Source organism: Brachybacterium sp. JB7, assembly GCF_003335205.1.
Taxonomy (GTDB): Bacteria; Actinomycetota; Actinomycetes; order Actinomycetales; family Dermabacteraceae; genus Brachybacterium; species Brachybacterium alimentarium.
Genome location: NZ_QPGN01000006.1, coordinates 154,665 through 179,011, shown reverse-complemented (window position 1 = coordinate 179,011; position 24,347 = coordinate 154,665). Strand labels below are relative to the sequence as shown.

The following is a 24,347-nucleotide window of genomic DNA, read 5'->3' as shown; positions in this document are numbered from 1 at the left end:
ATCGTAGACCGAGCGTCCGGTCCCAGGAGACGGTTCCGCACGGGCCGTCGGCCCCGCAGCAGCGTCGGCCCGGTCCGGTGCCAGCGTCGGTCCGGGCGGCGGATATCACCGCGACCCGGGCCGCGCGGCCACGTAGAGTGGTCGGGCCATGACCACGCCTTCCACGCCGCCGACCTCGACCTCCATCGAGGCTCCCGGCCCGCGCATCTCCTATCCCGCCGAGCTCCCCGTCTCGGGTCGACGCGAGGACATCATGGAGGCGATCCGCGACCATCAGGTGGTGGTGATCGCGGGAGCCACCGGCTCGGGCAAGACCACCCAGATCCCCAAGATGCTGCTCGAGCTCGGATACGGCCGGAAGAACCGGCTGATCGGCCACACCCAGCCCCGACGGATCGCGGCGCGCTCCGTCGCCCAGCGCATCGCGAGCGAGCTCGGCGAGAAGCTGGGGGAGGGGACCGTCGGTTTCCAGGTCCGCTTCACCCGCGAGACCGGTCGCGGCACCCGGCTGAAGCTCATGACGGACGGCATCCTGCTCGCCGAGATCGGCCGGGACCGGCTGCTGAAGCGCTACGACGCGATCATCATCGACGAGGCCCACGAGCGGTCGCTGAACATCGACGTGATCCTCGGCTACCTCCGCCAGATCCTGCCCCAGCGCCCGGACCTGAAGATCATCATCACCTCCGCGACCATCGATCCCGAGCGCTTCGCGGAGCATTTCGGTCACGTCCTGCCCTCGGGCGAGCGCGTGAACGCCCCGATCATCGAGGTCTCCGGCCGCACCTACCCGGTCGAGATCCGGTACCGGCCGCTCGTCCTGGAGGCCGAGCTCGACGAGGATGCCGAGGACGACGAGCTCGAGGACATCCACTCCGTCGAACGTGACCTCACCGAGGCCATCACCGACGCGGTCGACGAGCTCGCCGCAGAAGGCCCCGGGGACATGCTCGTCTTCCTGCCCGGGGAGCGGGAGATCCGTGAGATCTCCGAGGCGCTCAGCACCCACCTGGAACGCGGCACGAAGGGTCGCTCCTCGTTGCCGGTCGAGGTGCTGCCGCTGTTCGGACGGCTCTCCGCCCAGGACCAGCAGAAGATCTTCACCCCACCGGCGTCGGGCACCTACCGTCGGATCATCCTGTCCACGAACGTCGCCGAGACCTCGCTGACCGTTCCGGGGATCACGTACGTGATCGACGCAGGGCTCGCCCGCATCTCCCGCTATTCCCAGCGCACGAAGGTGCAGCGCCTGCCGATCGAACCGGTCTCCCAGGCCAGCGCGAATCAGCGCTCGGGCCGCTCCGGCCGCACCTCGCCGGGCATCGCGATCCGGCTGTACTCCGAGGAGGACTTCGAGGGCAGGCCCGAGTTCACCGAACCGGAGATCCTGCGCACCTCGCTCGCCTCCGTCGTGCTGCTGATGACCTCGCTGGGGTTCGGGGACGTGGAGTCCTTCCCCTTCGTCGAGCCTCCTGCCTCCCGCGCCATCACCGACGGTGTGCGCCTGCTCGACGAGCTCGGCGCGATCGAGGCCGCCCCCCGCGAACCGGGCGGGCGTCGCCTGACCCCGGTGGGCACGGCGCTGGCCCGCTTCCCGCTGGATCCCCGGATGGCCCGCATGCTGATCGAGGGCCATCGCCTCGGTGCGCTGCGCGAGGTGCTGATCATCGTCGCCGCCATGTCGATCCAGGACCCGCGCGAGCGGCCGCTGGGCCAGGAGCAGCAGGCCAAGGAGAAGCACAAGCGCTTCGAGGACGAGACCAGCGACTTCCTCTCGTACCTCAACCTCTGGAACCATCTCCAGGCGCGACGCAAGGCGCTGTCGTCCTCGGCCTTCCGGCGGGAGGTGCGGGCCGAGCACCTGCATTACCTGCGGATCCGCGAATGGTGGGACCTGCACTCGCAGCTGAAGGACATGGCGAAGGACTCCGATCTCTCGCGCAACGACAACGACGCCTCGCCGCAGGCGATCCACCAGGCTCTGCTCGCTGGACTGCTCTCGCACGTGGGACTGCTCGATGACCGCACCCGGGAGTACTCCGGAGCACGCGGGGCGCGCTTCGCCCTGTGGCCCGGCTCGGCGCTGGCCAAGAAGCGACCCGATTACGTGATGGTCGCGGAGCTGGTGGAGACCTCACGGCTGTGGGGCCGCATCGCGGCCCGGATCGATCCGGCCTGGGCGGAGGAGACCGGTGCGCACGTCGTCAAACGCTCGTACTCCGCGCCGCACTGGTCCTCGAAGCAGGCCTCCGCGATGGCGCATGAGAAGGTCACCCTGTACGGCGTGCCGATCGTCGCCGATCGCGTGGTCGGATACGGACGCATCGATCCGCAGGCGGCGCGCGACATCTTCCTCCAGAACGCACTCATCGAGGGGGACTGGCGCACTCGCCACCACTTCTTCCGCGACAACCGCGCCCTGATCGCCCAGCTCGAGGAGCTCGAGGCGAAGACCCGGCGCCGCGACCTGCTGATCTCCGATGACCAGCTGTTCCGCTTCTACGACGAGCGGATTCCCGCGAAGGTGGTCTCCGGGAGCCACTTCGACAGCTGGTGGAAGAAGCAGCGCCACGAGACCCCGGACCTGCTCACCCTGACAGAGAAGGACCTGCTGGCGGCCGATGAGGACGTCGCCGAGGCCATCGGCGCCGACTTCCCCGACACCTGGGTGCAGGGCGACATCACCCTGCCGCTGAGCTACTCCTTCGGGGAGGTGGGCGCGAAGGGCACCGACGGCGTCACCGCCACCATCCCGCTCGCGGTCCTGAACCGCCTGCAGGTGCGCGGCTTCGACTGGCTCGTGCCCGGGATGCGCGAGGAGCTGGTGACCGAGCTGATCCGCTCCCTGCCCAAGCCCGTCCGCCGCCACCTGGTGCCCGCGCCGGAACGTGCGAAGACCGTCGCGGCGACCCTCCACGACGACGATCCCGACGCCGGCGAGGTGTTCCTCGAGGCCGTGGCCGACGAGCTCGTCGCCCTGCCCGGCGTGCCCGATGACCTGCCCCTGTACGGGCCGGAGTTCGACACCTCGAAACTGCCCGCCCACCTGCGCATGCACTTCCGCGTGGTGGACGACAAGGGCCGCCAGATCGGCACCGGCGATGATCTCGAGGTGCTCAAGGACCGGCTGAAGAAGCGGGTGGACGCCTCGGTCTCCTCCCGGGCCGACGGGCTCGCGCGTACTGACCTGCCCGGCTTCCCGGACGAGGGTGTGCCGAGCGTGCACGAATCCACCGTCGGCGGGCTGAAGGTCACCGGGTACCCGGCGCTGGTCGCGCGGCGCGGCGAGGACGGCCGGCTCCTGCGCGTGGACCTCGCCGTGCTCGCCACCGCGGACGAGCAGGTGCTCGCCCACCGGCAGGGCGTCATCGCCCTGTTGGACCGCGAGCTGGGCACCGACCTCTCCGGAGTGCTGAACGCGCTGCCCAACCCGACCAAGCTCGCGGTCGCCGGCTCCGACTACGCCTCCACCTCGGCCCTGCTGGCCGATGCGTCCAGAGCAGCGACGGTGCACCTCGCGGGCGACGCCCAGGTGCGCACCCGGGCCGAGTTCGACGCGCTGCGGGAGCGGGTGCGCGGCCGGCACGACACCGTCGCCGCCCAGGCCGTGAAGGATGCCGCCGCCGCGCTCGCCACTTCCGCGAAGCTCCACAAGGAGCTGAGCCGCGTGCCGTCCCTCGCGGTGCTCTCCCATCTCACCCAGATCCGGGAGCATGCGGCCTCGCTGCTCGGGGACGGCTTCGTCTCGCGCACCGGCATCGAGCACCTGCCGGACCTGCGCCGCTTCCTCGAGGCCGATGCGATCCGTCTGGACAAGCTGCCCGAGAACCCCCGCCGCGATGAGCAGCTCGCCTGGCAGATCCGGGATCTCGAGCAGTACTGGGACAAGGCGAAGGCGAAGCTGTCGGCCCGCCGCAAGGCCGAACCGGACGCCCGCGAGATCGACTGGATGCTCGAGGAGCTGAGGGTGAGCCTGTTCGCGCAGACGCTCGGGACCAAGCAGACGGTCTCCGACAAGCGGATCCGCAGGGCGATCAACACCCTGTCCTGACATAGGGGCCGAGCCCTCGCCCGACTCAGGGACCTGACCTCCCGCCCGGATCCGGAGACCTGGGGCCTCGCCCGGGACTCAGGGAGCTGAGCCTTCACCCGGCACGGATCTCGTGGCGCGGGGCACGCCGAACCCGCGTGCACGGTCACCATGGAGAACTTTTACCTTCTCCTCGCGCACGGCCCGGCGCCCAACGCTGTTATGTCGCAGGACATCGGTGACAGTTCTGTATCAGGACATCGGTGACACTTCCGTGGCTCTTGGTGGTGACACTTCGCCGGTAAAAATGGGCGGTGAGCAGAAACGAGCCCGTCGATCCCACTGTCCGCCTGGCCATCTCGCGGTGGCCTGATGACGCGCCGCGTGGGTCGGTGAGCACGTTCTGCGTCGAGCACGGCATCTCGCGCAAGACGTTCTACGTCCTCCGTGCTCGCGCCCGCGTCGATGGGCCCGCGGCCGTGCTCGAGCCCCGCACCAAACGACCACATACCTCCCCGGGCCAGCTCGATGAAGAGGTCAAGGACCAGGCTGTTCAGGTCCGCGCCGCACTCGAAGCGTCTGGGCTGGATCACGGTCCGATCAGCGTCCACGACCGGATGAAAGCGATGGGACTTGAAGCGCCATCGATCGCGGCCCTGGCACGGATCTTCCGCGAACGAGGCGTGGCTCGACTGGAGCCGAGGAAGCGGCCTCGCGCGTCCTGGCGGCGGTTCGTCTATCCGGCACCGAACGCGTGCTGGCAGCTGGATGCGACCCAGTACGTCCTCACCAACGGCCGGACCTGCGTGATCTTCCAGCTCCAGGACGATCATTCGCGCCTCGCGGTCGCCTCTCACGTGGCGGGCAGCGAGACCGCTGAAGCAGCGATCGCGGTGTTCAACAAGGGCACCGCGCGTTGCGGAACTCCACAGCGTCTGCTCACCGACAACGGAGCCGCGCTGAACCCCACGCGCCGTGGGATGAAGGGCCAGCTCGTCATCCACGTGACCGCGCTGGGAGTCGAGGCGATCACCGGGAAGCCCTACAAGCCGACCACGCAGGGCAAGAACGAACGATTCCACCAGACCTTGTTCCGCTGGCTGGACAAGCAGCCCATCGCGGGAAGCATCGAAGAGCTCCAAGCACAGGTCGACGAGTTCGACGTCATCTATAACGAGCAACGCCCTCACCAGGGACTTCCCGGACGGATCACACCACGCCAAGCCTGGGACGCGACTGAGCCGGCACCGTCTCCCCGGCCTGTCGTGGAGCCCAGCCTGATCATCGAGTCCGTCGGGGACAGCAAGAAGCGTTCCCGGAAGCTCCCCCGGGAGCGGGTCATCCAGACCGGTGAACGAACACGGGTGGTGAACAACAACGGCACGATCACCCTCCACGGCGTCGCGTTCCAGGTCTCCTACCCTCATGCCCAGCAGGAAGTGCACGTCCTCGTCGAACAGGCCAGCGTCACGTTCGTCGACCTTCACGGCGAGATCCTGGCCGAGCACGCTTGGCCCCCGCTCGGCATCCGATACGCCTCCAAGCACACGGGTCAACGGAGCGGCAAACGCCGAGGCCGGCCACCGAAGAACCCCGAACCGTCACCGATGTCCTGAGACATCAACTGTCACCGATGTCCTGATACAGAACTGTCACCGAAGTCCTGAGACATCACACCCGGCGCCCAACGCCCCGAGACCGTTCAGCGACCGAAAAGGTCCACGACGACCGGCGACGACGCTCTTCCGCCATCGGATATTGCCCAGGGAGAGTTCCGGTCATGTCCTCCAAAAGTCGGCCGATGAGTACGAACCCGCAGGCAGGAGTGGCCTTCCCATGCCGTAACCAGCTCGTTACGTTGGCCCGGCCCGGTTCGTTCCGGGCAGCGCCCATCGCTCCCGGACCCGCAAGGACTCCTGCACCATGGCTGACACCCTCACCTCTCCGCTCTCCCGGCGACGCCTGTTCATCGCCGGCGCCCTCGGCCTCGCCTCCGTCGCGTCGCTGTCCACGATCGCTCCGGCCAGCGCGGCGGACAAGGACTGGACCGAGGAGTTCCTGACGCGCTCGGAGACCCGGGAGGGCTTCGTGGTCGACGACATGGACGACTGGCAGATCGAGAACGCGAAGTTCCTCATCGCCGCGGTCAAGGGGCACGACCTCGGGAAGGACGCCGCCACGATCGTGCTCATCACGGCGATCGTCGAGGCCTGGCTGTACAACTACGAGCCGGCCGTCGACGCCGATTCCGGCGGGCTCTTCCAGCAGCGTCCGTCGATGGGCTGGGGAACCTACGACGAGGTGCGCCACAAGAAGCGCGCCGTCGACGCCTTCCTCGGGCTCGGCGACCACTCCTCGGCGCCCGGCCTGCTCCAGGCCGTCCCGGACTACGACGACTGGGAGCCCGGCGCTGCCGCCCAGGCCGTGCAGGCCTCGGCGCACCCCGAGCGCTACGCCGAGCAGGTCGCTGCCGCGCAGCTGATCTGGGAGCGCTACGCCGACGACGTCGAGCCGTACACCGACTGATCCGTTGACCGCGGCGGGGCCGTGACCCGGTGCTGCGCGCCGGACTTCAGCTCGGACCCGAGCCGCCCCGCCGCGTCCTGTCGCTACGAGGGCGCCGACCTCGTTAGGCTGTGCCTCATGTCACCGTTGCCATCCGTGAGCTACTCCATCACGATCCGACTCGAATTCGCGGCGCGATCCGCTGCAGTCAGCGACATCACCGGCCGTATCGAGAAACGCGGCGCGACTGTCACCGCACTCGACGTCTCCGCCTCCGGGCCGGAGCGGATGCGAGCCGACATCACCGTCCTGACCGCGGGCCACGACCACGCCATGGAGGTCGTCGATGACCTCAAGGAGCTCGAGGGGGTGGAACTCGGCAAGGTCTCGGACCGCACCTTCCTCGCTCACCTCGGCGGCAAGCTGACCGTCGAATCGAAGCTGCCGATCCGCCACCGCGACGACCTCTCGATGATCTACACCCCCGGGGTGGCCAGGGTCGTCAAAGCGATCGCCGAGAACCCCGAGGACGCTCGTCGTCTGACCATCAAGCGCAACACCGTCGCCGTGGTCTCCGACGGATCCGCGATCCTCGGGCTGGGCGATCTCGGGCCGCTGGCGGCGATGCCCGTCATGGAGGGGAAGGCCGCCCTGTTCAAGCGCTTCGCCAACATCGACGCCTTCCCGATCTGCCTGGACGCGCACTCGGTCGACGAGATCGTCTCCCACGTGAAGGCCATCGCCCCGGTCTTCGCGGGGATCAACCTCGAGGACATCTCCGCCCCGCGCTGCTTCGAGATCGAGGATCGCCTGCGCGCGGAGTTGGACATCCCCGTCTTCCACGATGATCAGCACGGCACCGCGATCGTCGTGGTCGCGGCACTGCGCAACGCGCTGCGCGTGGTGGAGAAGGACATCTCCACCGCCCGGATCGTGCTCTCCGGAGCGGGCGCGGCCGGTACCGCGATCCTGCGTCTGCTGCGCGCCGCCGGTGCGCGCGACGTGGTCGTCACCGACATCGACGGCATCGTCCACGAGGGACGGGAGAGCCTCGCGGGCCGCCTGCCCTGGATCGCGGAGGTCACCAATCCTCGGGAGCTCACGGGCAGCCTGCACGATGCGGTCGCGGGCGCGGATGTCTTCATCGGGGTCAGCGCCGGGGACATCCTCACCGGCGAGGACGTCCGGACCATGGCCGACCGGTCCATCGTGTTCGCGATGGCCAACCCGACCCCGGAGATCGACCCGGCCATCGCCGCCCAGCATGCCGAGGTCGTCGCGACCGGACGCAGCGACTTCGCGAACCAGATCAACAACGTGCTCGCCTTCCCCGGCGTGTTCCGCGGGCTGCTGGACGCCCACGCCACGCGCGTCTCCGACCGGATGCTGCTCGCGGCCTCGAAGGCACTGGCCGATGTGGTCTCGGCCGACGAGCTCAACCCGACCTATATCGTGCCCAGCGTCTTCCACGACGGCGTGACCAAGGCCGTGGCGACCGCCGTGGAGCAGGTCGCTCGCGAGGAGGCCGGCACGGTGGACACGATCACCGGGATGATCGGCGCGGTCTACGCCGACGAGATCACCCTGGAGGGCTGAATCCGGGCACGGGGCGCTGACACGCCTCGCCGGACCCTCGCCCCGACGGCACCCAGAGGTGGCGCGCATGCTTCCGTGCGCGCCGCCTCTGGGTGCCCTCGGTCAGCGGACGACGCGCCACGCCGGCATGCGCAACCGGGTTACGTAAACGGGTTTCTTTCGGTAGCTTCGGTCTATGTCATGTGAGTCACAGCTCCGTACCGGTCTGGATCGTGTGCGCACCGACCCGGATCTCCTCGCCCCGAGCAGGGTCGGCCTGCTCACTCATTTCGCCGCTGTCACCAGTGATCTGGCCAGAGGAGTCGACGCCCTGATCGCGGCGGGCGTCGACGTGCGTTGCCTGATCTCCCCGGAGCACGGGTACTGGGGGACGGGTCAGGCGGGCACGGGCAACGACGAGGACCAGGACCCTGCCACCGGGCTCCCCGTGCTCGACGCCTACGGTCTGCAGGGGCGACCGCTGGAGGAGCTGCTCGCCAGTGCAGGCATCGACCGGGTGGTCGTGGATCTTCAGGACATCGGATGCCGGTTCTACACGTACATGTGGAGCATGGCGGACGTCATGGCGGCCTGCGCGGGCCTCGGCCTGCCGGTCACGGTGCTCGACCGGCCGGCTCCGCTGGCCACCACCGCGCTGGGGCCCGGGCTCGATCCGCGCTGCGCGAGCTTCGTGGGCCGCCTCGGTGTGCCGCTTCGCCACGGGGCCAGACTGGGCGGCGTCGCTCGCACCATCGCGGCCGACCATCTCGAGAAGCCGTTGGACCTCCAGGTCGTCGACGCCCCCGGCGAGGACGGCTCGGCGCCATGGATCGCGCCCTCGCCGAACATGCCCACGCTGACGACCGTGGCGCTCTATCCCGGCATCGGACTGCTCGAGGGAGCGACCCTGAGCGAGGGCCGAGGCACCACCATGCCCTTCGAGGTCTTCGGCGCCCCCTGGTGCGGCCCCGAGCTCACCGCGGCGCTCCGGGAGCGCGCCCTTCCCGGGGTGTGCTTCCGGGAGGCGAACTACCGTCCCACCCACAGCTCCTTCGCCGGGGAGCGGGTGCAGGGCGCACAGGTGCACCTCATGGAGGGTCCCCATGCGGCTGCGGCGGATGCGGGGGCGTTCGATCCCCTGAGGGTCGGTCACATGATCCTCAGCGTGGTCGCCGAGCTGTACCCCGATCAACCCCTCTGGCGCGAGAGCGCTCCGGACAGGCCGGAGTTCATCGACCTGCTGTGGGGATCGGATGTGCTGCGCACGGGCATCGCTGACAGGGCGAGCTACGAGGAGATCTGCGCCGCCTCTCCTGCCCCGATCGGACTGCAGCGATGAGCCGGGACGTCCCCATGGACCGGTCCGCACTGCAGGGCTCCGTCGCCTCGACGACCCGCCCCGCAGGAACGGGAGATCTCCACCTGCGCACCGGTCTGCGGGCGGGTGACCTCGCCGCGCTCAGCGCGTTGACCCGGACCTCCGGCACGGCTGTGCTCGGTCCGGGGCTGCTGCAGGACCTTGTGGAGGCAGGCCGGGACGAGGACACGGTCGTGATCGTCGCCGAGCGCGACGACGTCCCGCTGGGCTTCGTCCACCTCGACATCCCGTGGCACGCCGCGGAGGGATGGCTGGTCAGCGGCGCTGTCGATCCGGAATGCCGTCGCCAGGGGGTGGGCACCGCGCTCCTGGACGCGGCAGTGCAAATGGCGAGGGAGCGCGGGGTCCCCGTCCTGCGGATCAGCGGCCGCCCGCACGGCTATGCCGCTCCGGGGGTCGACCCGGAGGGTGATCCGGCGACGGCGGCGTTCCTGGTCTCCCACGGCGCCCGGCCGGCCGGCTCCGCGCTCGCGATGCACCGCACGCTGCACGACCTCGACCGCGCGGTCCCGACGGCGATCGACGTCGGACCCTGTGAGCCGGGGGAGCGCGATGTGCTGCACGAGCTCGTCCTGGAGCATCTCGCTGCGGACTGGGCGGAGACGCTGCGGGCCTTCGTGCAGCGCGGCGGACCACCGGAGCGGATCCTCGTGGCGCGCGACGCATCGCAGGAGCTGCTGGGCTTCGCATGCTGGGGAGTCGTCGGCCGGGACCCGTCCCGTTTCGGGCCCTTCGGCGTGGCCCCCTGGGCCCGCGGCCACGGGGCCGGCGGGGCGCTGCTGGACGCCGCTCTGCTGCGGATGGCCGGAGAGGGTCTCGCGCACGCCTGGTTCCAGTGGACCGGCAGAGATTCCCCGGCGCACCGCCTCTACACCTCGCGGGGCTTCGTCCCGCTGCGCACCTTCACCCCCTACACGCTGCCCACGGGACACGTCGACGTGGACCGCAGTCAGGAAGGAATCGCTCGATGACACCAGAGGTCACCCGCCGTGCGCTGATGCTCGGCACCGCAGGCGCTGCCGGCACCGCGGCCCTCTCCGGATGCTCCCGGGGCGGTCCGGCAGATCAGGACCAGCCGTTGCGCATCCACGCCAATGACTCCACGACGTTCCAGCCGAACTTCAACCCCTATGGGGGTGTTCCGCTCCAGGGCGCGAGCGGATTGATCTACGAGAACCTTCGGCTCGCGACAGCGATGTCGCCGGGCGAATCGGAGCCGTGGCTCGCGACCGAGCTGGAGTGGAACGAGGACGGCACGGTGCTCACGGTGACGCTGCGCGAGGATGTCGAGTTCACCGACGGAGAGCGCCTGGACGCCGAGGACGTGGTGTTCACGTTCCTGATGCACCGTGATGTCCCGGCCACCAACACAGTGGCCCTGGGCATCGCGGACGCCATCGCGCTGGATTCCCGCACGGTGCAGATCGAGTTCGACGGAACGTCCTTCGCGCAGGAGGCGGACATCTGCACGCGGCCGATCGTGCCCGAGCACGTGTTCTCCGCTTTCGAGGACCCCTCCACCGAGCAGGTCGCCGACCCGGTGGGCAGCGGCCCCTACCAGCTCGAGCGATTCTCCGATCAGCTGTACACCTTCGTGAAGAACGACGGGCACTGGGCGGCCGAGGAGTTCGAGCCGCGTGAGCTCGCCTGGCCGTCCTTCACGACGCAGACCATGAACACCGCTCTGCAGGCCGGGGAGATCGACTGGTCCGGCGGGTTTATCGCCAACATCGACCAGATCTTCGTGGACCACGACCCCGAGCACCGTGGCTACTGGTATCCGGGCAACGGCACTGTCAACCTCACGTTCAACCTCGAGAAGGAGCTCTTCCAGGACCTGGAGCTGCGACGGGGGATCAGCCTGGCCGTGGACCGCCGCGAGATCGCGGAGATCGCGTACCAGCAGTACTTCGGTCCACCCCACCCCACCGGCCTTCCTCGCCCCACCTTCGAGGAGTTCATCGCGGAGGAGTATCGCGACCTCGAGTTCGAGGTGGATCTCGAGGAGGCCGAGAGGGTGCTCGACGAGGCCGGGTACGAGCGCGGGGGCGACGGCATCCGCGTGGCCCCCGATGGCACCCCGCTCGTCTTCGAGCTGCCGATCCCCTCGAGCTACAACGACTGGGTGACGACGAGCCAGATCCTCGGCTCCCAGCTGTCGAAGGTGGGCATCGCGCTGACCCCTCGCGGCATCTCCTTCGAGCAGTGGCTCGAAGCCCGCGACACCGGCAACTTCTTCGTCACGATCTCGACGGCCGGAGCAGGCCAGAACCCCTGGTACCTGTATCGCTCGATGCTGTCGTCGGAGTACCGCACCGAGGGCGACGAACCGGTGGTGGCGAACTTCCAGCGTTGGTACGACGAGGAGACGGACGAGCTGCTGAGCTCCTACGCCGACACCGACGACGAGCAGGAGCAGCGTGCCGCCGTCGAGGGGCTGCAGCGGATCATGATCGAGCAGATGCCCACGCTGCCGATCGTCACCGCGCCTAACTGGTTCAACTTCAACACCGAGCTCTGGACCGGGTTCCCGGACGAGTCCGACCCGTACGCGCTCGGGGCACCCGTGCAGAACGCCGACCGGGTCATGGTGCTGCGCAACCTGACCAGGACCACGAACTGAGGCGGAGGAGAGACCGATGAGATATCTGCTGAAGAAGCTCGGCCTGTACGCGTTCATCGCCTGGGCCGCCCTCACCCTGAATTTCCTGATCCCCCGGCTGATGCCCGGTGACCCCGTGCGCGTGCTCATCGCCGGCTCCGAGGGGCAGATCGAACCGGAGGCCGCCGAGGCGATCGCCGCCCAGTTCGGCATCTCCGACGACCCGCTGATCATTCAGTACGGCCGGTACCTCGCGGATCTCGCCCGCTTCGACCTGGGCGTCTCGCTGAGCAACTATCCGGTGCCCGTCATCGACATCATCACCGGTGCGATGCCCTGGACCGTGATCCTGGTCGGCGTCTCGACCGTGGTCAGCTTCCTGCTGGGCACCGCACTGGGTGTGCTGCTCGCCTGGCGGCGCGGCACCTGGTCCGACCACGTGCTGCCCGCCCTGACCTTCCTCAATGCCATCCCGTACTTCTGGATGGCCCTGATCCTGGTCCTGATCCTCGCCGTGACCCTCGGCTGGTTCCCGTACGCGGGCGCCTACGACCGCACCATGTTCCCGGAGCTGTCCGCGCCGTTCATCGGCTCGGTGATCTTCCACGCCGCGCTCCCGGCGCTGACGATCGTGATCGGGTCCTTCGCCGGCTGGGTGCTGCAGATGCGGAACATGACCGTGACGATCCTCGGCGAGGACTACGTGTCGATGGCCGAGGCGAAGGGCCTGCCCAGCCGGATGGTGCTGTTCGGGTATGCCGCCCGCAACGCCATCCTGCCGAGCATCACCGGCTTCGCCCTGGCCCTCGGTGCGGTCGTCGGCGGCTCGATGCTCACCGAGGTGATCTTCAACTATCCAGGACTGGGATACACGCTGTTCCAGGCAGTGTCGGCACAGGACTTCCCGCTCATGCAGGGACTGTTCCTGATCATCTCGCTCGCGGTGATCGTCGCGAACCTGATCGCCGACGCCGCCTACGTGTTCCTCGATCCGCGTACCCGGCAGGGGGCCTGAGCCATGTCCATCTCCTCACTGATCCCGCGCAGCGGGAAGGTCCGCGTCGGACTCGTCATCGTGATCATCTTCGTCGTGCTCGCAGCGTTCGGGCCGCTCATCTCCCGTCACGACCCCAACGCGACCTCCTTCGACATGCTCGAGCCGCCGTCGGGCCGGCACTGGCTCGGCACCACTCAGACCGGTCAGGACGTCTTCGCCCAGTTCATGACCGGCGCGCGCACCTCGCTCCTGGTGGGTCTGCTCGCCGGTGTCGTCTCCCAGGTGGCGTCCGTGGCCGTCGGCCTGCTGGGCGGATACCTCCGCGGTGTCGCCGACGACCTGCTGTACATCCTCACCGCGGTGTTCCTCGTGATCCCCGGGATGCCGCTGCTGATCGTCCTCACGGGCTACCTGCCCTCCCGCGGGCTGCTCTCGATCGCTATCGTCATCGCGATCACCTCTTGGGCCGGTTCGGCTCGCGTGATCCGGGCGCAGACCCTCTCCCTGCGCAACCGGGAGTTCATCGAGGCCGCCCGCGCCACCGGCGAGAGCCGCATGCGGATCATGTTCTTCGAGGTGCTGCCCAACATGCTGCCGCTGGTCGCCTCCGGCTTCCTGTTCTCGGTGATCGGGGGCATCCTCTCCGAGGCGGGCCTCGCCTTCCTCGGACTGGGCTCGCTGACCACCACGAGCTGGGGCTCGATGCTCTACTTCGCTCAGAACTCCCAGGCGCTGCTGGCCGGCGCCTGGTGGTGGTACGTGCCGCCGGGTCTCGCGATCGCCGTGATCGGCGCCGGGCTGGCGCTGATCAACTTCGCGATCGACGAGTACTCCAACCCGCGCCTGCGCACGGGCTCGGCCACGAAGGGGACGACGAGCAGCCGTGCCGCCGGTGGTGATGCGACGTCCGCGAACGCCCAGGTGTCGGGCATCGGATCCAGCGCGACCCCCGCACCGGGTGGCGCGACGGGAGCGACGGCCGAGCACGTGGCCCTCACCGAGGAGCGCGCCGCTGAGGCCGATCCCGAGCTCGTCCCGCATGTGCGTCCGTCCCCGATGCCGGGCGCGCCGATCATCGAGGTCGACTCCCTGCGGATCGACTATCCGACGGCTTTCGGCACAGTGCATGCGGTCCAGGACGTCTCGCTCACGCTGCGCCGCGGCGAGGTCCTGGGCCTGGCCGGAGAGTCCGGATCCGGGAAATCGACGCTGACCAACGCCGTCACCCGCCTGCTGCGGCCCCCGGCGGATGTCGCTGGAGGGGCGATCACGTATCGCGCCGAGGACGGCACGGCCACGGACCTCCTGCACCTGGAGGACCGCGAGCTGCGGGCCCTGCGCTGGAACGAGATCGCCGTGGTCTTCCAGAGCGCGATGAACGCCCTGAACCCCGTCACCTCGATCCATGCCCAGTTCGACGATGTGATCCGCGTGCACCGGCCGGGTCTGCCGCCCGCCGAGCGCAGCGCGATCGCGAGGGAGCACCTGGAGCGGGTCGGGATCGATGCCGAGCGCATCGACGCCTATCCCCATGAGCTCTCCGGCGGCATGAAGCAGCGCGTGGCGATCGCGATCGCCCTGGTGCTCGAGCCCGACGTGATCTTCATGGACGAGCCGACGACCGCGCTGGATCTCCTGGTGCAGCGGGACGTGCTCGATCAGATCATGCGGCTCCGGGACGAGTACGGGTTCGCGATCGTGTTCACCACTCACGACCTCGCCCTGCTGCTGGAGATCTCCGACTCGATCGCGGTGATGCGCCACGGCGAGCTCGTCGAATACGGGCCCGCTGTCGACATCTACCGCGATCCGCGGCATCCGTACACCAAGAACCTGCTGTCCTCGCTCGCAGAACTGGGGAGCCTCGCATGACCATCACCGACACCACGAACGATTCCGCTGGGAAGCCCGAGGCCCGTGCGGTGCTGGAGGGCCGGAACCTCGTCAAGGAGTACCCGGTCGGGTCGCGCAGCGGTCTGCTGCGCCGCCAGCAGAGGATGCGCGCGGTCGACGACGTCTCGATCGCCCTCGCCCAGGGCCGGACCACCTCCCTGGTGGGACAGAGCGGCTCGGGCAAATCGACGCTGGGCCGGATGCTCGCCCGTCTCATCCCGGCCACCTCCGGGCAGATCCTGCTGGAGGGCCGTGACGTGCCGACGACGGGCAGCGCCGGGCATCGGGCCTACGTGGGGGATGTGCAGCTCACCCTGCAGGATCCCTTCGCCTCACTGAACCCGCTGCGCCGGATCGCCTACACCCTGGGCCGTGCGGTGCGGATCCATCAGGACGCGCGCGAGGAGGCGGCGGTCCACGATCGCTGCCTCCGGCTGCTGGAGCGGGTGGGCCTCACCCCGGCCGACAGGTACCTGGACCGTTTCCCTCACGAGCTCTCGGGAGGGGAGCGCCAGCGCGTCTCCTTCGCGCGTGCCCTCGCGGCGTCCCCGAAGGTGCTGATCGCGGACGAGCCGGTCTCCATGCTCGACGTGACGATCCGCAAGGAGATGCTCGACCTGATCGACTCGCTGCGGCGGGACGAGGACCTCGCGGTCCTCTACATCACCCACGACCTGGGCAGCGCCCGCCGCTACTCCGACGAGGTCATGGTCATGCACCACGGCCGGGTGGTCGAGGCGGGAGAGAGCCGCTCCGTGATCGATGATCCTCAGGAGGAGTACACGAAGCGCCTGCTGGCTGCCGCTCCGAACCCGGCGGCCCGCCTGCGCTGAGGGGCCACGGGCAGGCGCCGGCGCGACGGCTCCCGCCCGGGCCCGGTCAGGCGAAGGCGATCAGGGCGAGCTCCCGCCGGGCGCGGTCGACCGTGAAGCGCGTCCGGTGGGGATGGACCCGGTTGGTGAGCAGCGTGGCGACGGTCCCGGTGCCCGGATCCGCGAGGATCGAGGTGCCGGTGAAGCCCGGATGCCCCACGACGCGGGGGAGCACGGCCCCCGGGGCCGTCTCCTGGCCGACGCGCAGCCCGAAGGCCTGCCGCCACGGGGCACCCGTGCCGACCTCAGCAGGCAGCTGATCGCTCGTGAGCAGGGCCCGCACCGGCGCGGAGAGCGTCGGCCCCGGGCCGCGACCCGCCAGCACCCGTCCGAGCGCCAGGGCGTCGTCGAGGGTCGCGAACAGTCCGGCATTCCCGGCGCCGCCCAGGGACCAGGCGGTCTCGTCGTGCGTGGAGCCCCGCACCAGCCCGCGCGGTGGATCGTCCTGATACTCGGTCGCCGCCGCTCGGGAGGCGTCGAGCTCCGACGGGGACCACCCGGCCGTCATGGCGCCTGCGGGGTCGAGCACCCGGGTGCGGGCGAGTTCGGGCAGGGGAGTGTCGGTGAGTCCCTCGAGCAAGCTGCCCAGCAGGATGAAGCCGATGCAGGAGTAGGAGTGGGCCGTGCCCGGCTCCGCGTCGAGCTGTGCTCGGGTCACTGCGGCAAGGCGTGTGTCGCGATCCCCGTCGATCGTCCACAGCGGCATGACCGGAGGCAGGCCCGACGTGTGCGTGAGCAGGTGTCGCACCGTGATCGCCGGATGCGGAGAGGGGAGATACTCCGCGACCGGGGTCTCCGGATCCAGCATGCCGTCTTCGATCAGGGTGGCGGCGGTGAGTGCCGTGACGACCTTCGTCACGGACGCCATGTCGAACAGGGTCCCGGCCTCCACGGAGGTGACCTCCGGCGACCCCTCCGGGAGGACGGAACCATCCTCCGCGCACAGCGCGGTGGACCCCGCGAGAGCGGTGGCGCGGTGATGTCCTGGACGGTCCACCCCGGCGACGGCCGCCGCAGCGCCCTCGCGGGGCTCGCCAGCGGCAGGAGCGCTTGCCGCCGACCGGGTCAGGCCCGCGACGAGCTCCTCGAGCAGGCGGTGGTCAGCCTCGCCGCTGGCGGTCATGCGTCCCGGTTCTCCGGAACGCCGTCGTCCAGCGGCTCGCCGTCCTGCACTGCGTCCGCTGGCAGCCCGTCGACGTACCGATCATCGTCGAGGTCCGCCCCCGACGCGATACCGCGGCTGCGCAGGCGCTCGCCGATCCACAGCCCGAGACCCAGTGCGATGCCGATGACGTCGAAGAGCACATCGGCGGATTCGGCGCCCCGCTCCGGCAGCAGTGCGAGCTGCACCAGCTCGATGAACACGGCGTGGACGAACGCGATGATCACGATCCACCCCATGGGGAACCGTCGCCGTGGCGCCAGCAGACGGCCGGCCGCCCACACGGTCAGGGCGAACACCACGAGGTGGACCACCTTGTCCAGACCGGGAACCCCCGCACCGGGCAGGCCCGAGGGGAGCGAGGGCAGGTAGAAGCCGAGGTTCAGGACGAGCGCCAGCACCAGTGCGCCGACGCGCCCTGCGAGGGAACCGCCCGCGCCGGCGATCTCGTGCGGTATTCGACGGAGGAATTCGGCGACAGCGTCCATGTGGCCAGTGTTCCAGCGCGGGCGGCTATCACCGTGGAGGCAGGGCCGCTAGGCTCACGGCAACGATCACGACAGAGGGAGCAGCCATGTCCTCCACCTCCGACCCGTCCCGGATGGACCCCTACAGCGACGACCCCGGTGCCGCCCCCGGCAGCACCGCGGTGCTCGATCGCCAGCTGCAGGAGCAGGAGCAGAGCACCGACGACGGCGACCACGATCGGTACGCCCATTACGTCCGCAAGGACAAGATCACCCAGGCCGCCCTCGGCGGCACCCCGGTGATCGCCCTGTGCGGCAAGGTCTGGGTGCCGGGCAGGGATCCGGAGAAGTATCCGGTGTGTCCGGAGTGCAAGGAGATCTACCAGGGCCTGCGCGAGCCGCAGGACGGCGACGGCGGCAAGGGCGGAGGCTCGGGCCGCGGCGGCGGATTCCGCGGCTTCTTCGGCGGTCGGCGCTGACCCCACGTCTCCGGGCCGCAGAGCGACCCGTTCGTCGTGCGGAGATGATCCAGGGTGGTCCGGGCTCGTGCCCGGGCCACCCTCTCGTCGTGCCCGCCTGCGCCGCCCCCGATGTGCTGGAGACCGCCGCGTGGGCTGGTCACGGCCTCGCGAGGGCAGGTCGCCGCCCTCGGCGGAGGGGGCACGACACGCGCGGGGGCTTCCTCACATCGGATCTGTCGGCGGGTCGTCGCACCGCAGCGGTACGGTGGTCCACGCCGTGAATACCACCCCCTCCCTGTTCTCCACGAACGATCCCCGTCAGCCCTCCGAGGCGGCCGCGCGATCGTTGCCGCCGGCCTACCCCGAACGTGCCGCCTGGGGCACCGTCCCCAAGCTGCGTGCCTGGCAGTCCGAGGCCCTCGAGCTGTACCGCAGCCGCGCACCGAAGGACTTCCTGGCCGTCGCGACCCCCGGCGCCGGCAAGACCACCTTCGCGCTGCAGATCGCGGCGTCCCTGCTCGCCGAGGGCACAGTCCGCCGGATCACCGTCGTCGCGCCCACCGAGCACCTGAAGACCCAGTGGGCCGATTCCGCGGCGCGCGTGGGCATCTCGCTGGACCCGAACTTCACGAACGCCCAGGGGACCCACGGTGCCCACTACCAGGGCGTCGCGCTGACCTACGCGCAGGTCGGCATGCACCCGGCGCTGCACCGAGCACGCACCGAGGCGGACCGTACGCTGGTGATCCTCGATGAGATCCACCACGCCGGTGACTCGCTGACCTGGGGCGACGGCGTGCGCGATGCCTTCGATCCGGCGGTGCGAAGGCTGTCGCTGACCGGCACCCCGTTCCGTTCCGACTCCTCCCAGATCCCCTTCGTGGTCTACGAGGAGGACGGCGAGGGCTTCTCCCGCTCGAAGGCCGACTACACCTACGGCTATGGCGAGGCGCTGCGCGACCACGTCGTGCGCCCCGTGCTGTTCATGACCTACTCGGGCCGCATGCACTGGCGCACCAAGACGGGGGACGAGGTCTCCGCGCAGCTCGGAGCGCTGGAGACCAAGGACATCACCCAGCAGGCGTGGCGCACCGCCCTGGACCCCGACGGCGAATGGATGCAGTCGGTGCTCTCGGCAGCGGATCGTCGCCTCACCGAGGTGCGGCGGCACGTGCCCGACGCCGGCGGCCTCGTGATCGCGACGGATCAGAAGGCGGCCCGCGCCTATGCCGCGACGCTGCAGCGGATCTGCGGGCAGGCGCCCACGGTGGTGCTCTCCGACGATGCCGGCTCGGGCCGGCGCATCGACGACTTCTCCGCCTCCGACGATCGCTGGATGGTCGCGGTGCGCATGGTGTCCGAGGGTGTCGACGTGCCCCGCCTGTCGGTCGGGGTCTACGCCACCTCGACCGCCACGCCCATGTTCTTCGCCCAGGCCGTGGGCCGCTTCGTGCGGTCGCGGACCCGCGGCGAGACCGCGAGCATCTTCCTGCCCACGGTGCCGATCCTCATGGCCCACGCCGCCGAGCTGGAGGCCGAGCGCGATCACGTGCTGGACCTGCGCCCGGCGACCGGGGACGAGGAGACGGGCCTGGACGAGAGCCTCCTGGAGGAGGCGAACCGCTCCGAACAGGCCAGTGACCAGCTCGAGATGAGCTTCGAGGCGCTCGAATCCGAGGCGTCCTTCGACCGCGTGCTGTTCGACGGTGGCGAGTACGGCGCCGGCGGCATCGCGGGCAGCGAGGACGAGCAGGAGTTCCTGGGGATCCCCGGCCTGCTCGACGCCGATCAGATGCGCACGGTCCTCCAGCAGCAGCAGGCCCAGCAGCAGGCACGACGCCAGAAGAGCGGCGGCGCGGACAGCGCCCCGCCGACCGGCGTGGTGGATCACCGCAAGCTGATGGAGCTGCGCAAGGAGCTCAGCACCCTGGTCTCCGCGTGGGCCCGCAAGTCCGGCACCCCGCACGGGTCCGTGCACAACACGCTGCGCAGCCGCAGCGGCGGCCCGGCGGTCGCGCAGGCCGACGCCGAGCAGATCCAAGAGCGGATCAGCATCGTGCGCGGCTGGTTCGTCGGCCGACGCTGAGCGCTCGCAGGCGACGCTGATCGCTCGCAGCCGACGCTGAGCGGTCGCGATCGCTCGCAGACTGATCGCTGCTCGGTCAGCGCAGGACGCGGGCCGCCTCGATGCCGTCGGTGACGGTCGGGATCGCGATCGGACCGTCGGGGCCGTCCTCGACGTCCAGCGCGAGCTCCGCGACCGAGGCCGCATGGCGCGCCCGCGCGGCCTCGACCTGCTGCGGTGCGCGCAGGGACTGCACGGGCTCACCGCCGCGGATCATCGGCACCTGCAGCGGCCGCAGGTTCGTGCGGCGCCACTCGGGGGAGGCCTCTGCGGAGATCAGCTCCGCGGTCAGCTCCCGCTCGAACTCGGCGATCTCGGCCTCGCCGGGCAGCACCAGCTCCGCATGGGCGCGGTCGCCGACGAGCATGCGGAAGGCACGTTTGCCGGCGCCGAGGGTGGCCTTGTCCTGGGACCGCTTGCCCACCGGGTGCATCTGCCCGTCGGCGCCCTCGCGCTCGACCAGCTTGTAGACGAAGCCGGGGGCGGGATGCCCGCCGCCGGTGACCAGGCGGGTCCCGATGCCGTAGCCGTCCAGCGGGGCCTGCGCGAGCTCCTCGACACGGAACTCGTCGAGATCGCCGGTGGCCGTGATCTTGGTGGAGGTCGCACCGAGGGAGTCGAGCAGGGCACGCACCCGGATGGACTGGGCACCGAGGTCCCCGGAGTCCAGGCGCACCGCGCCCAGCTCCGGCCCCGCGATCTCGACGGCCAGGCGCACGGCGGCGTCGACGTCGTAGGTGTCCACCAGCAGAGTGGTCCCCACCCCCTGCGAGGCGATCTGAGCACGGAACGCCTCCTCCTCGGAGTCGAACAGCAGGGTGAAGGCATGCGCGGAGGTGCCGGCGGCAGGGACCCGGTAATGGGCTCCGGCGGCGAGGTTCGAGGTGGACGCGAACCCCACGATGTAGGCGGCGCGGGCAGCGGCGATGGCGGCGTCCTCGTGGACGCGTCGCCCGCCCATCTCGATGCAGGGCCTGCCCCGAGCGGCGGTGATCATCCGCGATCCGACGGAGGCCACGGCGCTGTCGTGGTTGAGGATCGACAGGATGACCGTCTCCAGCATCACCGCGTCCTCGAAGGTGCCCTCGAGGCGCATCACGGGGGAGTTGGGGAAGAAGAGCTCGCCCTCCTCGTAGCCGTGCACGTCGCCGGTGAAGCGATAGTCGGCGAGGTGCGCGAGGGTCTCCTCGTCGAGCACGCCGGTGCGGCGCAGATAGCGCAGGTCGGCCTCGTCGAAGCGGAAGTCCGCGATGGCGTCGAGCACGCGCCCGGTGCCGGCGAGCACGCCGTAGCGGCGGCCCTCGGGGAGGGAGCGGGTGAACACCTCGAACACGCTGCGGCGCGAGGCGGTGCCCGCCTGGCGGGCAGCCTGGAGCATCGTCAGCTCGTAGAGGTCGGTGAGCAGGGCAGAAGTCACAGTGTCCACCGTAATGCGTGCCGGGCCGACCGGCTGACGGGGACGCCCCGTAGACTCGTCCGAGCCGCTTCCCGGCGGACGATCTCACGGACCGGGGCGCGGTGGAACAGAGAAGGAGCACGAATGCCGGTGGAGCAGCGGCGGGCCGGTTCCGGGACGAGCTCGCTGACAGACCTCGACCGCAGCACCCAGGTGGACGCCGAGACGGACGGTCCCTGGTGCACCGTCGTCTGGAACGACCCCGTGAACCTCATGAGCTATGTCGTGTTCGTCCTGCGCCGCCACTTCGGCTACTCCCGCCTCGTCGCCGAGCAGCTGATGATGCAGGTGCACGAGGAGGGCCGTGCGACGGTCTCGCGCGGCTCGCGCGAGCGGATGGAGACCGACGTGCAGGCGATGCATTCGTTCGGCCTGCAGGCGACCTTGGAGAGAGTGGGGGAGGGCTGATGGCGCACGCGTTCAGGCGTCGTGCCGACGGCAGCCTCGCCTGCCGGCTCGACAGCGAGGAGAAGGCGATCATCTCCCAGGTCGCGCAGGAGACGGCGGACCTCATCCGTGCTGACCTGGGCATCGACCGGGACCCGGAGGTGCTGCGCAAGGCCGCGGCGAGCGAGGATCCGCTGCGCCGCCTGGAGGCCGAGTTCGCCGGGCAGGACGCTCGCGAACCCGCCGACTCCGCCGTCAAGCGCCTGTTCCCCGCCGCGTCCGAGGACGAGACCCTGGCCGGCGAGTTCCGTCGCTTCGGCCAGCAGGAGCTCGCCGACGGCAAGCTCACCGACCTCACCGCCGTGATCTCGCTGCTGGACGCGAGCGGGCCGGGCCACGGCGAGGTGGTGCTGGACGACGAGCAGGCCCTGTCGATGCTCCGCGCGCTCAACGACGTGCGGATCGTCCTGGCGGACCGTCTGGATCTCCAGCGCGACGGTGATTTCGACACGGTGCGGATGCTGCAGCAGATCGGCGAGCGCGTGGAGGAGGCGAGCTCGGAGGACAGCGACCAGGTGGGCTCGGACATCGTCATCGCCGTGTACGAGCTGCTGTCCTGGCTGCAGGAGAGCCTGCTGCGGGCGCTCGACTGATCGTTGCCGTCCTGTGACCAGACTGTGAAACTGCACCCAGTGCGCGAGGCATCACTGCTCTTGAGCAGTAACGACACTAGCCTTGCCGAGATGAACAACGCGCCGATCGGGATCTTCGACTCCGGGGTGGGCGGGCTCACCGTCGCCCGAGCCATCCTCGACCAGCTGCCTCAGGAGGAGCTGGTCTACATCGGCGACACCGAGCACGGGCCGTACGGCCCACGGTCGATCGCCGAGGTGCGCTCCCTGACGCTGGACATCATGGACAACCTGGTCGAGCACGGCGTGAAGATGCTCGTCATCGCCTGCAACACCGCCTCCGCGGCTGTGCTGCGCGACGCCCGTGAGCGCTACGACGTGCCCGTCATCGAGGTCATCCAGCCGGCGGTGCGCCGCGCCGTGGCCTCGACCCGCAACCACAGGGTGGGCGTGATCGCCACCGAGGGCACGGTCACCTCGCGCGCCTACGAGGACGCCTTCGCCGCCGCCCCCGAGCTGGACATCATCACTCAGGCCTGCCCGCGCTTCGTCGAGTTCGTCGAGAACGGGGTGACCACCGGCGAAGAGGTCATCGAGGTGGCCGAGAGGTATCTGGCCCCGGTGCGCGAGGCCGGCGTGGACACCCTGGTGCTCGGCTGCACCCACTACCCGATGCTCGCCGGCCCCATCAGCTATGTCATGGGTCCCGACGTCTCGCTGGTCTCCTCCGCCGAGGAGACCGCGCTGGACGTGTACCGCCAGCTGCGCGGCGCGTCCCTGCTGCGGGAGTCCTCGGACGCCCCGCGGCACGTCTTCGCGCAGACTGCCGAGGGGCCGGGCAGCGCCTCCTTCGTGCGCCTGTCGCGGCGGTTCCTGGGGCCGATGCTCGACATGACCGCGAGCCTGCCGGTGGTGACGTCATGAGGATCCACGTCATCGGCTGCAGCGGCAGCTTCGCCGGTCCCGGAGGCGCGGCCTCCAGCTACCTCCTCGAGCAGGAGGACGAGAACGGGCGCGTCTGGCGCGTGCTCATGGACCTCGGCTCCGGAGCGTTCGGACCGCTGCAGTCCGCCATCGATCCGGCCGATCTCGACGCTGTGCTGATCTCTCATCTGCACCCCGATCACTTCCTGGACCTCACCGGTCTCGAGGTCTTCTGGGCCTACCACGAGCGCGATGATCTGCCGCAGCTGCCGATCCACGCTCCCGAGCCCCTCCCGGAGCGGCTCTCGGCGGTGCTGGGCCGCAAGGGCCCGGTGCCCGACGGTGTGGACTGCGTGCCCTTCGACTACCACGTGCTCCGGGACCACCAGCAGTTCTCCATCGGACCGTTCGACATCCAGGTGCGCGAGGTGGTCCATCCCGTGGAGGCCTATGGCTTCCGCATCACCGCAGGCGGCGACGTGCTCGCCTACTCGGGGGACACCGACACCTGCCAGGCCCTGGACGATCTGGCCGTCGGAGCGGACCTTTTCCTGTGCGAGGCCGGATACATCGAAGGGCGCGACGACCGCTTCACCGGCGTGCACCTGACGGGGCTGCGGGCCGGTGAGGCCGCGGTCACCGCGCAGGCGGGCCGGGTGGTGCTCACCCATATCGCCGCGTGGACGGACCCGGCGGTGCCGCTGGCCGAAGCGCGCAGCGTGTACCCCGGTCCGCTGGAGCTCGCGACGCCCAAGGCCGTCTACGACACCAGCCGGTCGGAGTCCCCCTCCTGAACCGCTCTGTGTCCGGGGCCGGCAGGGCCCGGCTCGGGGCGCCGCCTCGCCGATCACGGCTATCCTCGATCAGTACGCCTGAGCGAC

The 24,347-nt window shown here is 69.9% G+C and carries 18 protein-coding genes and 1 pseudogene; 16 read left to right on the top strand and 3 right to left on the bottom strand.

What is annotated here, in order from left to right; translation table 11 throughout:
• Positions 1–148: 148 nt before the first annotated feature.
• The 10 genes and pseudogenes from hrpA (at position 149) to CIK81_RS09755 (ending at position 15,813) form a co-directional block, all read left to right on the top strand.
• Entirely contained in the window at positions 149–4,051 is a 3,903-nt protein-coding gene (hrpA, locus tag CIK81_RS09800) for an ATP-dependent RNA helicase HrpA (protein WP_114355649.1), read from the top strand.
• A gap of 371 nt (positions 4,052–4,422) precedes the next feature.
• Positions 4,423–5,672: pseudogene (locus tag CIK81_RS09795) on the top strand (integrase core domain-containing protein).
• Positions 5,673–5,953: 281 nt separating this feature from the next.
• A complete protein-coding gene (locus CIK81_RS09790; protein WP_096163510.1) occupies positions 5,954–6,556 on the top strand; it encodes a hypothetical protein in 603 nt (200 codons plus the stop codon).
• A gap of 117 nt (positions 6,557–6,673) precedes the next feature.
• Positions 6,674–8,131 (top strand): NAD-dependent malic enzyme, encoded by a 1,458-nt coding sequence (locus CIK81_RS09785; RefSeq protein ID WP_096163511.1) that lies wholly within the window; start codon positions 6,674–6,676, stop codon positions 8,129–8,131.
• Between the two features lie 175 nt (positions 8,132–8,306).
• The gene (locus CIK81_RS09780) at positions 8,307–9,449 is read left to right on the top strand and encodes an exo-beta-N-acetylmuramidase NamZ domain-containing protein (protein ID WP_114355648.1); all 1,143 of its coding nucleotides are present in this window, start codon (positions 8,307–8,309) and stop codon (positions 9,447–9,449) included.
• A 14-nt stretch (positions 9,450–9,463) separates the two neighbouring features.
• Positions 9,464–10,459 carry a GNAT family N-acetyltransferase gene (locus tag CIK81_RS09775; RefSeq protein WP_096197176.1) on the top strand — a complete coding sequence of 332 codons (996 nt, stop codon included), beginning with the start codon at positions 9,464–9,466 and terminating at the stop codon, positions 10,457–10,459.
• Positions 10,456–12,111: an ABC transporter substrate-binding protein gene (locus CIK81_RS09770; RefSeq protein WP_096163514.1), complete on the top strand. Its 1,656-nt coding sequence runs from the start codon at positions 10,456–10,458 to the stop codon at positions 12,109–12,111. Before CIK81_RS09775 ends, CIK81_RS09770 begins: the two co-directional genes overlap by 4 nt.
• Positions 12,112–12,127: 16 nt before the next feature.
• Positions 12,128–13,105: an ABC transporter permease gene (locus tag CIK81_RS09765; RefSeq protein ID WP_096163515.1), complete on the top strand. Its 978-nt coding sequence runs from the start codon at positions 12,128–12,130 to the stop codon at positions 13,103–13,105.
• Positions 13,106–13,108: 3 nt separating this feature from the next.
• Positions 13,109–14,959 carry a dipeptide/oligopeptide/nickel ABC transporter permease/ATP-binding protein gene (locus CIK81_RS09760; protein WP_096197177.1) on the top strand — a complete coding sequence of 617 codons (1,851 nt, stop codon included), beginning with the start codon at positions 13,109–13,111 and terminating at the stop codon, positions 14,957–14,959.
• Positions 14,956–15,813, top strand: coding sequence for an ABC transporter ATP-binding protein (locus CIK81_RS09755; protein WP_096163517.1), 858 nt, complete (start codon positions 14,956–14,958; stop codon positions 15,811–15,813). The genes CIK81_RS09760 and CIK81_RS09755 overlap by 4 nt, the downstream gene beginning before the upstream one ends.
• A 46-nt stretch (positions 15,814–15,859) precedes the next feature.
• Here CIK81_RS09755 and CIK81_RS09750 read toward each other — a convergent pair whose 3' ends face one another.
• The gene (locus CIK81_RS09750; RefSeq protein ID WP_096197179.1) at positions 15,860–16,975 is read right to left on the bottom strand and encodes a serine hydrolase; all 1,116 of its coding nucleotides are present in this window, start codon (positions 16,973–16,975) and stop codon (positions 15,860–15,862) included.
• Positions 16,972–17,502: a VanZ family protein gene (locus CIK81_RS09745; protein WP_096197180.1), complete on the bottom strand. Its 531-nt coding sequence runs from the start codon at positions 17,500–17,502 to the stop codon at positions 16,972–16,974. The genes CIK81_RS09750 and CIK81_RS09745 overlap by 4 nt, the downstream gene beginning before the upstream one ends.
• An 86-nt stretch (positions 17,503–17,588) precedes the next feature.
• Here CIK81_RS09745 and CIK81_RS09740 point away from each other — a divergent pair, with 86 nt between their 5' ends.
• On the top strand, positions 17,589–17,960 hold the full coding sequence (locus tag CIK81_RS09740) for a DUF3039 domain-containing protein (protein ID WP_096163520.1): 372 nt from the start codon (positions 17,589–17,591) through the stop codon (positions 17,958–17,960).
• Between the two features lie 259 nt (positions 17,961–18,219).
• A complete protein-coding gene (locus tag CIK81_RS09735) occupies positions 18,220–20,028 on the top strand; it encodes a DEAD/DEAH box helicase (protein WP_241964100.1) in 1,809 nt (602 codons plus the stop codon).
• 76 nt (positions 20,029–20,104) lie between these two features.
• Here the strand turns inward: CIK81_RS09735 and CIK81_RS09730 are convergent, their stop codons facing one another.
• A complete protein-coding gene (locus CIK81_RS09730; protein ID WP_158541982.1) occupies positions 20,105–21,484 on the bottom strand; it encodes a nicotinate phosphoribosyltransferase in 1,380 nt (459 codons plus the stop codon).
• A 123-nt stretch (positions 21,485–21,607) separates the two neighbouring features.
• Between CIK81_RS09730 and clpS the strand changes: the two genes are divergently transcribed.
• The 4 genes from clpS (at position 21,608) to CIK81_RS09710 (ending at position 24,260) form a co-directional block, all read left to right on the top strand.
• Positions 21,608–21,931 (top strand): ATP-dependent Clp protease adapter ClpS, encoded by a 324-nt coding sequence (gene clpS, locus CIK81_RS09725; RefSeq protein ID WP_096163523.1) that lies wholly within the window; start codon positions 21,608–21,610, stop codon positions 21,929–21,931.
• A complete protein-coding gene (locus CIK81_RS09720; protein ID WP_096163524.1) occupies positions 21,931–22,563 on the top strand; it encodes a DUF2017 family protein in 633 nt (210 codons plus the stop codon). Before clpS ends, CIK81_RS09720 begins: the two co-directional genes overlap by 1 nt.
• A gap of 90 nt (positions 22,564–22,653) precedes the next feature.
• Entirely contained in the window at positions 22,654–23,466 is an 813-nt protein-coding gene (gene murI, locus CIK81_RS09715; RefSeq protein WP_096163525.1) for a glutamate racemase, read from the top strand.
• Positions 23,463–24,260 carry an MBL fold metallo-hydrolase gene (locus tag CIK81_RS09710; RefSeq protein ID WP_096163526.1) on the top strand — a complete coding sequence of 266 codons (798 nt, stop codon included), beginning with the start codon at positions 23,463–23,465 and terminating at the stop codon, positions 24,258–24,260. Before murI ends, CIK81_RS09710 begins: the two co-directional genes overlap by 4 nt.
• Positions 24,261–24,347 lie beyond the last annotated feature (87 nt).

Coding starts and splice junctions, on each gene's coding strand:
- hrpA (WP_114355649.1), top strand. CDS start 149: ATGACCACGCCTTCCACGCCGCCGACCTCGACCTCCATCGAGGCTCCC.
- CIK81_RS09790 (WP_096163510.1), top strand. CDS start 5,954: ATGGCTGACACCCTCACCTCTCCGCTCTCCCGGCGACGCCTGTTCATC.
- CIK81_RS09785 (WP_096163511.1), top strand. CDS start 6,674: ATGTCACCGTTGCCATCCGTGAGCTACTCCATCACGATCCGACTCGAA.
- CIK81_RS09780 (WP_114355648.1), top strand. CDS start 8,307: ATGTCATGTGAGTCACAGCTCCGTACCGGTCTGGATCGTGTGCGCACC.
- CIK81_RS09775 (WP_096197176.1), top strand. CDS start 9,464: ATGGACCGGTCCGCACTGCAGGGCTCCGTCGCCTCGACGACCCGCCCC.
- CIK81_RS09770 (WP_096163514.1), top strand. CDS start 10,456: ATGACACCAGAGGTCACCCGCCGTGCGCTGATGCTCGGCACCGCAGGC.
- CIK81_RS09765 (WP_096163515.1), top strand. CDS start 12,128: ATGAGATATCTGCTGAAGAAGCTCGGCCTGTACGCGTTCATCGCCTGG.
- CIK81_RS09760 (WP_096197177.1), top strand. CDS start 13,109: ATGTCCATCTCCTCACTGATCCCGCGCAGCGGGAAGGTCCGCGTCGGA.
- CIK81_RS09755 (WP_096163517.1), top strand. CDS start 14,956: ATGACCATCACCGACACCACGAACGATTCCGCTGGGAAGCCCGAGGCC.
- CIK81_RS09750 (WP_096197179.1), bottom strand. CDS start 16,975: ATGACCGCCAGCGGCGAGGCTGACCACCGCCTGCTCGAGGAGCTCGTC.
- CIK81_RS09745 (WP_096197180.1), bottom strand. CDS start 17,502: ATGGACGCTGTCGCCGAATTCCTCCGTCGAATACCGCACGAGATCGCC.
- CIK81_RS09740 (WP_096163520.1), top strand. CDS start 17,589: ATGTCCTCCACCTCCGACCCGTCCCGGATGGACCCCTACAGCGACGAC.
- clpS (WP_096163523.1), top strand. CDS start 21,608: ATGCCGGTGGAGCAGCGGCGGGCCGGTTCCGGGACGAGCTCGCTGACA.
- CIK81_RS09720 (WP_096163524.1), top strand. CDS start 21,931: ATGGCGCACGCGTTCAGGCGTCGTGCCGACGGCAGCCTCGCCTGCCGG.
- murI (WP_096163525.1), top strand. CDS start 22,654: ATGAACAACGCGCCGATCGGGATCTTCGACTCCGGGGTGGGCGGGCTC.
- CIK81_RS09710 (WP_096163526.1), top strand. CDS start 23,463: ATGAGGATCCACGTCATCGGCTGCAGCGGCAGCTTCGCCGGTCCCGGA.